We start from the raw sequence: 13,274 nt of genomic DNA, 5'->3' as shown, positions 1-13,274 counted from the left end.
AACCAGCCCAGCGCTTCTGCCCGGCCGGTGTATACGAAGTAGTGGATGGTGAAAACGGCGATCCGAAGTTCCAGATCAACGCCGCCAACTGCGTCCACTGCAAAACCTGTGATATCAAAGACCCCTCCCAGAACATCACCTGGGTCGTACCGGAAGGTGCTGGTGGTCCTAACTATCCAAATATGTAAAAAGCAGCTGAAGATGTAAAAAGCATCTGTATGTTGCCGAAACAACAAAGCCCGCACCCGCGGGCTTTGTTGCTTATGGAATTTGGGATCGTAGGTCGGATAAGCTTGCGCCATCCGACACAACACCTGTAAGAGCGGATTTGTTCTGGTTGAATTGTAGTAGTCAACCAGCCCCGGGGGCTATTCAGCAAAGGAAAGGAATATTTTATGTCGCAAGGTTTGTTTAATGCATTGTTTACGGGACCGAAGAATCCTGAAGGTGCAAGGAAGGTGACTAAATTTGTCGCCATATACGGATTTATTACGGTGACATTGGGCGTCGCCATTTTTTTCATTCCCTATGAACCATTGCAGAGTGCCATAGGTGAACGCCAGGGTGATAAATGGATGGCTATTGTTCTGGGATTGATTTCATTGATGTTCTTTTACTTTTTGCTGAAGGAAAAGGTCTGGGCGGCTGTGGCGTTGCTGGCAGTGGAAACAGCGGATGTTGCTGTGGGCTACATGGAGTCTGGTAATTTCTTTGATTCGTTTAGTGGAGTGGTCTTTTTTCTGTATGCGTCAGCCCTTCAATCGGCTCTCTATTTGAGGAAACAGAACAAGTCTCTTGATGTGGATATTGGGTCCCGGGCGTAATGGGGGCCAGGCAGGCTGTTTGTACTGCCTGGCAAAATGCCAGGCTATTCCTTTGGGTCAGGCTTCCGTAACATCCACCGGGATGCCACTTATCCTTGCTTGATCAAAGATCTTTCACAATCCCAACGCATCATCAATCGCCGCATGGGTCGTGTGGTGGGATACCACTTCAGCAATTCGGAGCGGTGGAATTTGTCCGGGCTGCCAGACTATAAGTTTCGAACGTAAAGTCTTGCTGCGTATTCAAAACAAAATACCTGCTGATCAAATCACGACACTGCCTGCATCTCCTGCTTCAGCAAACCGTTCTTCTCCATCACCCGATAAATCTTCTGGCTGGTACGCGCCAGTTTGCTGATTTCGCCCAATGAAAAGTCGTCGCCCAGTTCCAGTCGACGTTCAACATCTTCCAGTTCGGTATCGAGGAATTCCATCAGCTTTTTTGGGCAGCCCTTGCAGCTGTGTTGGCACAGGTCTTTGGGGGGAATGTGGAACGGCAGGCCGGAACGGACCTGGGTGGCCAGACTCAGCATGGCCTGCTGGCTGACGGGTTTTCGGTACGACATAACAACTGACTACTGCAAAGAGATAAACGGAGGCCAGTGTAATACCGGGTCTGACCGCTGATTTTGATCTGGCGCAGGAGCGCCATGTAACAGATGCAATTCTATAAATCTGATTAGTTATATAGATATATCTTGTTTAACCGAATAGTCGCTGCCGCCTATATTGGCCTTGCAGGTTAACAATAGCCAATCCGTGATAGGGGAGTAAGCACAGTGACAGCAAAGGTTATGGCGGCAACAGCAAGAGGCGGGGATTTCCGCCAGCAGGATGTGTTCTGGATGCTAGTGGTTCTGCTGCTGGTGAGTTTTGTCGCCAGCCAGATTGCTGGCTTGTCATCTGTACAATCTCTGGGCCTGGGGATGCTGCCACTGGCAATTTTGCTCGGTATGCTGGTGACGAATCTGATAGCGCCTGTGGCTCAATTGAGCGAACGGGTTGGCGGTCATCGGGTGCTTGGGCTGGCGCAGAAGCAGCTGTTGCGAAGCGGCATTGTATTGTTCGGTTTCAACCTGACGTTGGCGGATATTCAGGCGGCTGGCTGGCAGGCGATTGTGACGGATGTTGGTGTTATCACGCTGGTGATGCTGATCGGTGGCTGGATTGGTATGCGCTGGCTGAAAATGCCTGTCACGCTGGTGATTCTGGTCAGCATTGGTAGCGCAGTGTGTGGTGCGGCGGCGGTAATGGCAGCAGCCCCCTTGCTGAATCGCAAACAGGAGCATGTTGGTATCGCGGTGGCGATGGTGGCATTGTTTGGCACGCTCAGTGTGCTGGTGTATCCATATTGGCTGGGTGGTGCTGGCGATGCTGGAGTTACCGGCTTGATTGTCGGTAGCACGGTGCATGAAGTGGCTCAGGTGGTGGCGATTGGTCAGGGGCTGGCGGCGAACGAAGCAGCCGACAGCCTGATGCAAACCGCAGTGGTGGTAAAACTGATGCGGGTCCTGTTGCTGATTCCAACCTTGTTACTGTTGGCTGTCTGGCTCGAAAAACGTCAACCCGAAGCCTTGCAGCAACAGGTGGATCAGCCGCGCAAACTCCCGATTCCGTGGTTTGTATTGGGCTTTCTGGCAGTGGTGATTTTCAACAGCCTGGTGCCCTTGCCAGCAGCGTTGTTGCAGCTGGTCAAAACCGCTGCCTTGGTGCTGATGACGCTGGCGATGGTCGGGCTGGGTTTGAATACCCGCTGGCAGCCAATGGTGCGAGCTGGTGCCGGGCCTCTGATTCTGGGCACGATTTTGTGGTTGCTGCTGATGGCACTAACGCTGGTGATTGGCGGCTTGTTGCAATAAGCCAGCGGCTGATCCGCACATTTTCAGACGAAGCATTCAGGCAGCCCTAGAGGCTGCCTTCCCGTTTAATGGCGCTGTGCGCTTCCGGCTCGGCTGGCTTGATGGACAACCAGTGCGGGCCCTGTTTGGTAATCACCACGGCTTTCTGGAACACCATGGTATTGGGCAGGCTGAGTTCGTGGCCTTCGTCGGTACGCAGCAGGATATGAAACAGGGTGATTTCTGTGATCACGCCTTCCGGGCAATCGTTTTCGATCATCCGAATTCGGTCACCGGGGCGGTAGGGGAAAAAGAAGAAAATCAGTACGCTGGCGGTAACATTGCTGAGCACCGACCATTGGGCAAACAGGGCTACGCCCAACAGGGCCGCGGCTGACGACAGCGCAAAGGTCAGCTGATTGTAGCCAAAGCCAACCACCATGCCAGCGACCAGTAACATAACGAGAAAGAGGGTCAGCTGAACGGCTTTCTGGAGGTAGAAAATGCGCGCTTGTACTACCTGGCGTTTGGCGCCCTGACGTTCAATCAGGTTCATCAAATGGTGGTTCAGCCAGGCGTAGCCAATCACGGTGGCAAGGACGATCAAAATCTTTAGCATGAGTCTTGTCTTAACATCGGGTTTTTTAATTGGGTCTTTTTATCGGATTATTATATCGATTTTTGCACCAGGCCCTGACGCTCAAGCGCCGGGACCCGGCTATTCAGGTTAGTTGTAGGGCGGTACAAGCAGTTCGTCGTCCGGCAGCAGGCTGTCCTGCATGTTCTCAATGCTTTCCACCACGTCATCGGGTTCCGCGAAATAGGCAATGTGATACAGCGCATCGCCTTCGTGTACCAGTGGCAGATTTTGGTTGCCAATAATAATTCCGTCCTTGCTGGCAATTACCCGGTCGAGTTCATCACCAAACGGATCACAGATACTGGCCAGAACGTCGCCTTTTTCAACCTTGTCGCCGAGCTGTTTGAAGGTTCGCACAAAGCCGGAATCGGTGGCTCGCAGCCAGCCACTGGAACGGGCGACCAGCGGTTCGATGGGGTATTTCTTGCGACGACTGGGCGGCAACATACCGAGATGGCGCATCACCCGGAGGATACCCCGTTCACCGGCACGAATGCAGAGTTCGTCGTAACGCAGGGCTTCGCCTGCTTCGTAAAGCAGAATCTTGACGCCCATTTCATGGGCGGCTTCACGCAGCGAGCCGTCGCGCAGGTTGGCGTTCAGTACCACCGGCACACCGAATTCCAGCGCCATGTTACGGGTGACTTCGTCGTCGAGATCGGCTCGAATCTGTGGCAGGTTAGAGCGGTGGATGGCGCCGGTGTGAAGGTCAATGCCGTAGTCGCAGCGGGCAATAATTTCGCTCAGAAACAGATCCGCCATGCGGCTCGCCAGCGAACCTTTGGATGAGCCGGGGAAGGAGCGGTTGAGATCGCGTCGGTCGGGCAGGTAGCGGCTGTGGTTAATCACTCCAAAGGGGTTGACGATGGGGACACAAATCAGCGTACCGCGCAGGTAACGCAGGCGCGTGCCGTGAATCAGCCGGTTGATGATTTCCACACCGTTGAGTTCGTCGCCATGAATGGCGGCACTGATAAACAGGGTTGGCCCCGGGTGGTTACTGCGTTTGACGTACACCGGCATGGTCATATCAGTGCTGGTATACAGGCTGCCAAGTGGCAGTTGCAGGCGATAGTTTTTGCCAGGTTCTATTTTTTCACCAGCGATGACTAATTCGGGCAAAGCTGAACGGCCGCGCTTCATGCGAAATTTCCGTGTTAGAATCGGGTTCTTGTGAGGTGACTCTCATTCTCATTATTATCACGCAGACAGGGTAGCGCCTGTCCAGTAACAGGTGGAAGGATTGTGCGCGTCGTATCGGAATCCGGCAACGGCTTTTGATGCACTGACGAGCGTCCTGACGTTGGAGTTTTCTATATGAGCAATATGACCGCCAGTCATTGTTATCAGCCGATTGCCTTGCCGGATCGTAACGATGGTGAACGCCGTACCCTGGTGGTGTTGTGGTTGACCCTGTTTACCATGATTGCCGAAGTTGGCGCTGGTTCTATCTATGGTTCAATGGCGTTGCTGGCGGATGGCTGGCACATGGGGACCCACGTCGCGGCGTTTGCGATTACCCTGTTTGCCTATCGTTATGCCCGCAAACACGCCGCCAATCCGGACTTCAGTTTTGGTACCGGCAAGGTATCGGTGCTGGGCGGTTTTGCCAGTGCGGTGGCGCTGGGTGTGGTCGCGCTGATGATGGTGATCGAGTCGGTTCAGCGCTTGTTTATGCCGCATGAAATTGGTTTTTCCGAATCCATTCTGGTGGCGGTTATTGGTCTGATTGTGAATCTGGTCAGTGCCTGGCTGCTGAAAGATCACCACCACCATCATCATGGTCACTCCCATGGACATGGCCATGATCATGACGACCACGACCACGACCACGACCACGACCACGACCACGACCACGACCACGACCACGACCACGACCACGCACATGTACAGGCTCAGCACATCCATGAGCATCACGACCATGACCATGCACACCACGATCACGCACATCACAGCCATGAGCATCATGATCACGCTCACCACAGCCATGAGCAGCACGGCCACGACCACAACCTGCGCGCTGCTTATATGCATGTGCTGGCGGATGCCTTGACCTCGATTCTGGCGATTGTGGCGCTGCTGGCGGCGATGACGCTGGGCTGGTTGTGGCTCGATGCCCTGATGGGCATTGTGGGTGCCGCCATCATCACCATCTGGGCCAAAGGTCTGCTGAAAGAAACCAGTACCATTTTGCTGGATGCCAGCATTGGTGCCGGCAGTCGTAAACGTATTGTGGCAGCGATTGAGCAAACCGGTGCCCGTATTCGAGACCTGCACATCTGGAAAGTATCGGCCGATCATTACGCAGTGGTGGTCAGCGTTGATTCGACGGACCCGGCTCTGGTGAAAGCGATTCACCGCCAGCTCGACAGTTTCAGCCAGATCAGGCACTGCACGGTTGAAATCAAAGGCTGACGCTCACGCTGGTTTGCATGGCTGTTAATAGCAACGGGCCGCTTCCCCTCAGGAAGCGGCCCGTTTTGTTTGGGGTCGCAAAAAAATTTGTTTTTGTGTCAACCGAAGTCAGTCGCCAGCGTTTTGGTTGTTGTGATGTGTTCAGGAGACTGTGGTTTGTCTCCCATCGCCTGGTCGCCGCCGCAGGAGACGGAATGAAATTCAAGGGAATTACAGCGCTGTTGTTGCTACTGGTGTTAGTCAATCTTGGCCTGGTGCATAACGCTCGTAGCCAAGGCGATCTGGCCCAGTTTCAGTCGCTTGGCCAGCTGTTTCTGGAGGCGTCCTTGCCGGTGAATAACAATGAAACTGCGCTGGTATACCAAGGTGGCGGGGAGTCCTTGTTGACGCCGCTACAGAACGGCCAGCTCGCCAGCTATGATGCCGATTGGGATAACCAGCACGCTGTTAAGCCTGCTGCTGCCCGGCTGCAAATCCGTGGTAACAGCCTTGAGCCGGACAGCCGCGATGCCGCAGCACGGTTGACGATACATGGAGCCAATGGGTTGCTGCTGTCGGGTCAGGCTGTTAGCCAGATTGTAGTAAGCGATAGCTCGTTGTCTGAGCCGACATCTGCTGACCAGCCTGGCCGCGTTGCTGGCCCGGTATTGGTATACACTCGCTACCAGGAATTTCTGGCGGCTTTGAGTGCAGCCCAGGCACGTGACGAAAGCATCACTCACTTGAGCGTGATGGGGCAATATAATGCCGTCAGCCGTTCACTGAACGCCGATACAATTGTGGTGCGATTGGCCGCTGCCAGCGCTGTCATGGTCGCTGATGCCAGCCCCGAAGGGGCGGATGGCCTGCTCGATAAATTGCCCGGGTGGTCTGCCAACCGTCAGATCGAACCCGCCAACACCAAAGTGGAAAGGACCAGATGCCAAAACCCGCCGGGTACTTCTGTTGATGAACGAGTTTCTCAAATCTGTCGAGCGACGGGCGTTTTTGATGGTGCGGATGGCAACCAGCAATGATGACGATGCGCTTGATGTGGTGCAGGAAGCCATGACCCGGCTGATAGGCCATTACCGTGATCGGCCTGAGCAGGAATGGAAACCGCTGTTTTACCGGATTCTGGAAAATTGTCTGGCAGATTTGCTGCGCCATCAGAATCGCTGGAAAAAGCTGGTGTTCTGGCGCTCCGACAACAGTCCGGAGCTGCATGATGAGAGCATTGGTTGGGAATCCGACAGCGTCATCAATTCGCTTGTCAGCGACGATGATTGGCAACCAGACCAGCGTATTGCCCGGGAACGGCAGCAACAGGCAGCACTGGCGGTGATCCGTCAGTTGCCAACCCAGCAACAGCAATGTTTTTTGCTGCGCTGCTGGGAAGGTTTAAGTGTGCGGGAAACAGCCGCTGTGCTGGAAATATCCGAAGGATCGGTTAAGACCCATATGTCCCGTGTGCGTCAGAAACTCAATGAGGTGGTCGCCAATTATGAAAACTGAAGCTACTGCAACATCAGACAAGGCTGACCAGCCAATTGATCAACTGCTGCGTGACAGTTTGCAGCAGCAGGAACAGCGCCTTGAGCGCCGCTTGCAGGATCAGCTTGCGAGTCGGCGGGCGCAGGCATTTCGTAACGCGCTGCAGCAACATCCGCCCGTGTCGGCACGGCCACACAAAAAATACTGGCTGCTGCCGCAAACGGGTGCAGGCTGGAGTATGGCTGCGGTACTGCTGGTGGGGCTGGTGTGGTGGTCACAACCGTCTGAGCCGGAACAGCAGCGAGTGGCGGCTGATTCAACTCAGATTGATACCGGTGTTAATACAGCGAACCCGGCGTTACAGGACATGCTGGTGATATCCGAGCTGGATGAGGCTGACTGGGATATGATTCAGGATCTTGAATTTGCCTATTGGTTGAGCGAGTTACCTGATGACCAGATTCAGGCCGGGAAAAAGGCTGGCTAATATGATGATGCTGACTTCTATCAGTTCTGCCCTGACAGCCGGGTTGATATTACCGGCATCGGCGGCGGAACCTGCCAGCGCTGACAACCGTAAAACGGAAGCGGCAGTTGACCCGCAGCTGCTGTTGTTTTTGGCCCAGCAGGTGCGTGAAGGCGATGACTGGATCGACCTGGTTGATCTGGTCGACCAGCCGGTGTTAACCGAGCCTGCCGACAACGCCCAACTGGCCAGCCAGACCAGCTCTGGGCAAACATCGAAAACCCAAGCCGAACGGCCGGAGCAAGAGGCGGCCAATGAGCATGACTAGTCAGGTATTTTCTATAGCGCTACATTCAACAGCGTCAGTAACTGCTGTAACAAGACGGCTGTCAGTCAGGACGTTGACCCGAGCCTTACTGTTGCTGGTGATCTTTGCAGTGCTGGCAAGTCGGCCGCTACTGGCACATGAGTTTACTGATTTGCCTGCTGCTACCCAGCAGATTCTCGGCGCTGTAGCCGAACGCTGGGATAGCCTGGATGGCAGCCAGCAACAACAGCTGATTGAAGGAGCCAACCGCTGGCAGGCCATGACTTCCGAGCAGCGTCAGCAAGTGCAGCAACGCTTCCAGCGCTGGCAAACCTTGCCGGAAAACCAGCGCCAGCAACTGCGCGAAAAAATGAACAGCCTCAAGGCCATGGAGCCAGATCAGCGTCAGCGTACTCGCGATGCCTGGCGTACTTTCCAGTCGTTGTCACCAGAGCAGCGGCAGTCATTGCGGCAACGTTATCAGCAACTGTCGAATGGTCAGCGTGATCAGATTCGCGAACGGTTGCACGAACGTCGTCCCTGACCGATGTCAGGGGCGTTGCATCACCACTGATAACCAACTGACCAGCTCAGCGCCGGGTCATAAGGCTCAGTTAATGGTTTACTCAGTGTCAGGCTGGTTTGCCAGTTCTGCCCCAGCACGCTGATCAGCACCGACACGGCACTCCAGCTGTTGGCGACGCTGCTGGAGTCACTGCTTTGACTGCTGTACTGGCTCGACTCACCAACATCCGAGCTGAGTAGCTCGCCTTTTACCGTCTTCTGATAATCCAGCCCGATTCCCGGCGCCCATAGGCGCCCGGCAGAATCTTCAAACAAACGTGTGAGGGTCAATCCGGCACCGGCATCAATGCCGGTCTGACGGTCGTTACTGTACTGACTGAGCTGTTGGCTGGCAGCGGGCGCATAGTTATTGTTGCTGGTTGCCGCCGTATTAACGTCTGTCGATGTATCGGCTGTAGCAGTGTCTGTTGTTCCGCTGCCAGTATCTGACCCCGTGTCCGTGCTGGTCACTAGGACGGTGGCATTACGGTTGTAGTTGCCCCAGGCCCGGGCGAGGTTCAGCCAGCCACTGAGCAGCCATTGGTCACTCAGCCAGATATCCTGACCGAACTCGACGCTGAGGGTTTGATTCTGGTTCCAGCTGTTGGTCTGGTAAGTGAAATCGCTGCCTTCGCCTGTCACTTGCAAGCGACTGCGGCTGCTGGAATAACGCAGTGATAGCCAGTTGTCCTCACCGTTCCAGCTCAGCCCGCCATGCCAGTTGTGATAGAGGTAGTCTGCACCGTCGTCACTGCCACTGGCACGGGCGATAGAGGCCGACCAGCTCCAGTGCTGCCAAAAATTATTGCTGATATAGAGGCGTGGACCCGAGCTGTAGAAGCGGTAGTCATCGTAGGTTTCGCTGATGCTCTGGCGGGCGTAGTTCCAGTCCAGCCCGAGCTGTGCCGCTGAGCTTGTGTTGCTGTGTGCCAGCCCAATGGCCAGTCCTGTCAGCAGCCGTATGCCAGCAACAAGCGGTCGCCTGGCGAGCAGCCGGGAACACGCCGGGGAAGGTGCGGGCGGTTGGGAATGACCAGGTCGATCAAAGTGCGGGCAGGGCATGTTCATCCTTGTGCAAATCATGATTGCAGAGTAGCTATTGAAGCTTACAACTGCAGCCCGCCAAGCCTACTGGCAGAAAAGCCGTGAATCCAGCCAGACAATCATCAGCGTAGGGCGGAAGCCGACGAGCGGATGTTGTAAACTGGCTGACCGTAATACACCAGCCCGGATTTTTGCCATGTCTGCGCCTGCCAGCTTTGTTCATCTTCGTGTTCACTCCGAATACTCTCTCTACGACAGTACCATCCGGGTCAAAAAACTGATCGGTGCGGTCAAGGGCATGAACATGCCTGCGGTGGCGCTGACGGACCAGGCCAATATGTACGCGCTGGTGAAGTTCTACAAGGGCTGTCTGGGGGAAGGGGTCAAGCCGATTCTGGGTGCGGATTTGTGGCTCGAAAACCTCGAAGACCCGCGTCAGCCGTTTCGTATCACCGCTCTGTGCCAGACCCCGGCCGGTTATCTGAATCTCCGCGAAATTGTTTCCCGTGGCTACATCAACCAGACCGATGACAAGGCCATCACCAAAAAGGAATGGCTGTTCGAACAGAACGACGGCCTGATTATTCTCTCCGGCGGCCGTGATGGTGATATTGGCCAGCGGGTGCTGAAAGGCAAGCTGGATGCTGCCGAAGCGCTGCTGGAACAATACCGCGAGGTGTTTGGTGATCGTTTTTATCTGGAGCTGCAACGCACCGGTCGCCAGGGCGAAGAAGCCCTGATCCGTGCCAGCATTGTCATGGCCGCCAAACTGCAGGTGCCGGTTGTCGCCACCAACGATGTGCGCTTTATCAAGGCGGATGACTTTGAAGCCCATGAAACCCGGGTTTCGATTGGCCAGGGCTATGCGCTGGAAGACAAGCGTCGTCCGCGTAACTACAGCGAACAACAGTACCTGCGCAGCGCCGGGGAAATGGCTGAGCTGTTCCGTGACATTCCGTCGGCAATTGAAAACACTGTCGAAATTGCGCGCCGTTGTTCGGTGGAAGTGCTGCTGGGCAAATACTTCCTGCCGGACTATCCGATTCCGGAAGGCATGGGCGAAGACGATTTTTTCCGCAAGATTTCCAACGTCGGTTTGGAAGAACGCCTTGAGGTGATTCTGGCGGGTATCCCGAAAGACTCGCCGGAGTATGCTGAAAAGCGCAAACCCTACGACGATCGCCTCAAGTTCGAGCTGGATATTATTATCCAGATGGGATTCCCCGGTTATTTCCTCATCGTGATGGACTTCATTCAATGGGCCAAGGATCACGATATTCCGGTGGGCCCGGGGCGGGGTTCCGGTGCCGGCTCGCTGGTGGCCTATGCGCAGAAAATTACCGATCTGGACCCCCTCGAATACGATTTGCTGTTCGAACGATTCCTCAACCCGGAACGGGTTTCGATGCCCGACTTCGACATCGACTTCTGTATGGAAGACCGCGAAAAGGTAATTGCCTACGTGGCCGACAACTATGGTCGTCAGGCGGTATCCCAGATCGTGACGTTCGGTACCATGGCGGCGAAGGCGGTGGTGCGTGACGTGGCACGGGCCCAGGGCAAGTCGTTTGGTCTGGCCGACAAGCTGTCGAAGCTGATTCCGGGTGACCCCGGCATGACGCTGGAAAAGGCCCTGGCGGCCGAAGCACCGTTGCAGGAATTCCTTAACGAAGACGAGGAAGCCCAGGAAATCTGGGAAATGGCCCTCAAGCTCGAAGGTATCGCCCGCCAGACCGGTAAACACGCCGGTGGTGTGGTGATTGCACCGACCAAGCTGACCGACTTCTCCGCCACCGCCAGTGAAAATGACGGCTCTGGTCTGGTGACACAGTTCGATAAAAACGACGTTGAAGAAGCCGGTCTGGTGAAGTTCGACTTCCTGGGTCTGCGGACCCTGACCATCATCGACTGGGCGTTAGAGACGATCAACAAGAAGCAGCGCAAGCTGGGTCTGCCCGATGTCAAAATTGAAGAAATTCCGCTCGACGACGAACCTTCCTACAAGCTGCTGAAAGCGGCCCAGACCACTGCGGTGTTCCAGCTTGAATCGCGTGGTATGAAGGATCTGATCCGCCGTCTGCAGCCGGATAACATCGAAGACATGATCGCTTTGGTGGCGCTGTTCCGCCCGGGTCCGCTGGAATCCGGCATGGTGGACGACTTCATTAACCGTAAACACGGCCGTGCTGAAGTGGCTTATCCGCACCCGGATTTCCAGCATGAATGTCTGAAGGAAATTCTTGAACCGACCTATGGCGTTATCGTTTACCAGGAACAGGTAATGCAGATCGCCCAGGCGCTGTCCGGTTATACCCTCGGCGGTGCGGACATGCTGCGGCGGGCGATGGGTAAGAAAAAGCCGGAAGAAATGGCCAAACAGCGCGATACCTTCCGCGAAGGCGCCATCAGCCAGGGCGTTGATCCTGAACTGGCAATGAAGATTTTCGACCTGGTGGAAAAGTTCGCCGGTTACGGTTTTAACAAATCCCACTCAGCTGCCTATGCGGTGGTGTCGTACCAGACACTCTGGCTCAAACAGCACTACCCGGCGCCGTTTATGGCGGCGGTTCTGACCTCCGATATGCAGACCACCGACAAGGTGGTGATCTTTATTGAAGAGTGTCGGGAAATGGGTCTGGAGATCGTGCTGCCAGATGTTAACCAGTCGATTTTCGGCTTTACCGTCAACGATGCCGGTGCTGTGGTGTATGGCCTGGGCGCAGTAAAAGGCGTCGGTGAAGGCCCGATCGACGCCATTATTGCTGCCCGCGAAAGCGGCGGGCCGTTCCAGGATCTGTTTGATTTCTGCCAGCGGGTCGAACCGCGCAAGCTCAACAAGCGGGTACTGGAAGCCCTGGTACGTTGCGGTGCCTTCGACAATCTGCCGGTTCAGACTACCCGTGCAGTGTTGATGGCCAGCATCGAAGACGCCATGAAAAGTGCCGGGCAGTCGGCTGCCAACGAAGCCGCAGGCATGTTCGACCTGTTTGGTGAAGTGGAAGCCGAAGCCGCAGCGACCACTGATCCATACGAACGTCATCGCGGCGAGCGTGACTGGACCCTGAAACAGCGTCTGCAAGGCGAAAAAGATACCCTCGGTTTGTTTGTTACCGGCCACCCGTTCGATGAATACGAAGCCGAAGTTCGTCAGCTGGCACCGCACAAGCTGGTCAACCTGCAGGAAAGCAAAAAGCCACAGAAGCTGGCCGGTCTGGTGGTGGATATGCGTTTGATGAAAAACAAGCGCGGCGACAACATGTGCTTTGTCACTCTGGACGATCGTTCGGGACGTATGGAAGTCGCACTGTTCTCGGATGTTTATGAACAGGTGCGTGAAGTGGTGGCGAAAGACAAGGTGCTGGTGGTGGAAGCACTGATTTCCCACGATTCCTATTCTGGTGGCCTCAAGGCAACCGGCCGTAATGCGATGGAAATCAGCCAGGCGCGACTGGCATTTGCCAACTCAATTCGTATCCGTCTGAATGGCGAACAACTCGACGAGCGTTTCTGCCAGTCACTCAGTAAGATCCTGCAGCCAATGCAGGATGGTTGCCCGATTGTGATTGACTACCGCAACGACACCGCCCGCTGTGATATCCGCCTGGGTGATGAATGGCGGGTGGAACCGACGGACGACCAGCTGCTGCAACTGCGTTATGAATTTGGCGAGCAGTCGGTTGAGCTGGTGTTTAACTAGGCTGGT

The 13,274-nt window shown here is 55.2% G+C and carries 14 protein-coding genes; 10 read left to right on the top strand and 4 right to left on the bottom strand.

What is annotated here, in order from left to right; genetic code table 11:
* Positions 1–188: 4Fe-4S dicluster domain-containing protein (locus K6123_RS15820; RefSeq protein ID WP_221799439.1), on the top strand; the 188-nt coding region annotated here is incomplete at its 5' end.
* Positions 189–395: 207 nt separating this feature from the next.
* Positions 396–824, top strand: coding sequence for a hypothetical protein (locus K6123_RS15815; RefSeq protein WP_221799437.1), 429 nt, complete (start codon positions 396–398; stop codon positions 822–824).
* 269 nt (positions 825–1,093) lie between these two features.
* Here K6123_RS15815 and K6123_RS15810 read toward each other — a convergent pair whose 3' ends face one another.
* Positions 1,094–1,390: a hypothetical protein gene (locus tag K6123_RS15810; protein ID WP_221799435.1), complete on the bottom strand. Its 297-nt coding sequence runs from the start codon at positions 1,388–1,390 to the stop codon at positions 1,094–1,096.
* 279 nt (positions 1,391–1,669) lie between these two features.
* Here K6123_RS15810 and K6123_RS15805 point away from each other — a divergent pair, with 279 nt between their 5' ends.
* The gene (locus K6123_RS15805; RefSeq protein ID WP_221799433.1) at positions 1,670–2,683 is read left to right on the top strand and encodes a YeiH family protein; all 1,014 of its coding nucleotides are present in this window, start codon (positions 1,670–1,672) and stop codon (positions 2,681–2,683) included.
* Positions 2,684–2,729: 46 nt separating this feature from the next.
* Here the strand turns inward: K6123_RS15805 and K6123_RS15800 are convergent, their stop codons facing one another.
* Positions 2,730–3,281, bottom strand: a complete 552-nt coding sequence (locus K6123_RS15800) for a mechanosensitive ion channel family protein (RefSeq protein ID WP_221799431.1) — start codon at positions 3,279–3,281, stop codon at positions 2,730–2,732.
* A gap of 108 nt (positions 3,282–3,389) precedes the next feature.
* Positions 3,390–4,445, bottom strand: coding sequence for a succinylglutamate desuccinylase/aspartoacylase family protein (locus K6123_RS15795; protein WP_221799429.1), 1,056 nt, complete (start codon positions 4,443–4,445; stop codon positions 3,390–3,392).
* Between the two features lie 174 nt (positions 4,446–4,619).
* Between K6123_RS15795 and K6123_RS15790 the strand changes: the two genes are divergently transcribed.
* The 6 genes from K6123_RS15790 to K6123_RS15765 all read left to right on the top strand — a co-directional run bounded on the left by K6123_RS15790 (position 4,620) and on the right by K6123_RS15765 (position 8,507).
* Positions 4,620–5,717 (top strand): cation diffusion facilitator family transporter, encoded by a 1,098-nt coding sequence (locus K6123_RS15790; RefSeq protein ID WP_221799427.1) that lies wholly within the window; start codon positions 4,620–4,622, stop codon positions 5,715–5,717.
* Positions 5,718–5,911: 194 nt separating this feature from the next.
* Positions 5,912–6,733, top strand: a complete 822-nt coding sequence (locus K6123_RS15785; protein ID WP_221799425.1) for a hypothetical protein — start codon at positions 5,912–5,914, stop codon at positions 6,731–6,733.
* Positions 6,666–7,211, top strand: coding sequence for an RNA polymerase sigma factor (locus K6123_RS15780; RefSeq protein ID WP_221799423.1), 546 nt, complete (start codon positions 6,666–6,668; stop codon positions 7,209–7,211). The genes K6123_RS15785 and K6123_RS15780 overlap by 68 nt, the downstream gene beginning before the upstream one ends.
* Complete coding sequence (locus tag K6123_RS15775; RefSeq protein ID WP_221799421.1) at positions 7,201–7,677, top strand: hypothetical protein; 477 nt, start codon at positions 7,201–7,203, stop codon at positions 7,675–7,677. Before K6123_RS15780 ends, K6123_RS15775 begins: the two co-directional genes overlap by 11 nt.
* Before the next feature lies 1 nt (position 7,678).
* Positions 7,679–7,984 (top strand): hypothetical protein, encoded by a 306-nt coding sequence (locus tag K6123_RS15770; RefSeq protein WP_221799419.1) that lies wholly within the window; start codon positions 7,679–7,681, stop codon positions 7,982–7,984.
* A gap of 73 nt (positions 7,985–8,057) precedes the next feature.
* A complete protein-coding gene (locus K6123_RS15765; RefSeq protein WP_221799417.1) occupies positions 8,058–8,507 on the top strand; it encodes a DUF3106 domain-containing protein in 450 nt (149 codons plus the stop codon).
* A gap of 20 nt (positions 8,508–8,527) precedes the next feature.
* Here the strand turns inward: K6123_RS15765 and K6123_RS15760 are convergent, their stop codons facing one another.
* Entirely contained in the window at positions 8,528–9,595 is a 1,068-nt protein-coding gene (locus K6123_RS15760; RefSeq protein WP_221799416.1) for a hypothetical protein, read from the bottom strand.
* A 172-nt stretch (positions 9,596–9,767) separates the two neighbouring features.
* On the opposite strand from K6123_RS15760, the gene dnaE reads away from it, so the two are divergent.
* Positions 9,768–13,268, top strand: a complete 3,501-nt coding sequence (gene dnaE, locus K6123_RS15755) for a DNA polymerase III subunit alpha (protein WP_221799414.1) — start codon at positions 9,768–9,770, stop codon at positions 13,266–13,268.
* Positions 13,269–13,274: the final 6 nt, after the last annotated feature.

Source organism: Oceanobacter mangrovi, from assembly GCF_019740315.1.
In the GTDB taxonomy this organism is placed as follows: Bacteria; Pseudomonadota; Gammaproteobacteria; order Pseudomonadales; family Oceanobacteraceae; genus Oceanobacter; species Oceanobacter mangrovi.
The sequence above is the reverse complement of the archived record's forward strand: the minus strand, read 5'-3'. Positions and strand labels throughout refer to the sequence as shown.

Excerpts from the sequence above, each read along its gene's own strand:
- K6123_RS15815 (WP_221799437.1), top strand. The coding sequence starts at position 396 with ATGTCGCAAGGTTTGTTTAATGCATTGTTTACGGGACCGAAGAATCCT.
- K6123_RS15780 (WP_221799423.1), top strand. The coding sequence starts at position 6,666 with ATGAACGAGTTTCTCAAATCTGTCGAGCGACGGGCGTTTTTGATGGTG.
- dnaE (WP_221799414.1), top strand. The coding sequence starts at position 9,768 with ATGTCTGCGCCTGCCAGCTTTGTTCATCTTCGTGTTCACTCCGAATAC.
- K6123_RS15785 (WP_221799425.1), top strand. The coding sequence starts at position 5,912 with ATGAAATTCAAGGGAATTACAGCGCTGTTGTTGCTACTGGTGTTAGTC.
- K6123_RS15775 (WP_221799421.1), top strand. The coding sequence starts at position 7,201 with ATGAAAACTGAAGCTACTGCAACATCAGACAAGGCTGACCAGCCAATT.
- K6123_RS15805 (WP_221799433.1), top strand. The coding sequence starts at position 1,670 with ATGCTAGTGGTTCTGCTGCTGGTGAGTTTTGTCGCCAGCCAGATTGCT.
- K6123_RS15760 (WP_221799416.1), bottom strand. The coding sequence starts at position 9,595 with ATGAACATGCCCTGCCCGCACTTTGATCGACCTGGTCATTCCCAACCG.
- K6123_RS15795 (WP_221799429.1), bottom strand. The coding sequence starts at position 4,445 with ATGAAGCGCGGCCGTTCAGCTTTGCCCGAATTAGTCATCGCTGGTGAA.
- K6123_RS15770 (WP_221799419.1), top strand. The coding sequence starts at position 7,679 with ATGATGATGCTGACTTCTATCAGTTCTGCCCTGACAGCCGGGTTGATA.
- K6123_RS15790 (WP_221799427.1), top strand. The coding sequence starts at position 4,620 with ATGAGCAATATGACCGCCAGTCATTGTTATCAGCCGATTGCCTTGCCG.
- K6123_RS15800 (WP_221799431.1), bottom strand. The coding sequence starts at position 3,281 with ATGCTAAAGATTTTGATCGTCCTTGCCACCGTGATTGGCTACGCCTGG.
- K6123_RS15810 (WP_221799435.1), bottom strand. The coding sequence starts at position 1,390 with ATGTCGTACCGAAAACCCGTCAGCCAGCAGGCCATGCTGAGTCTGGCC.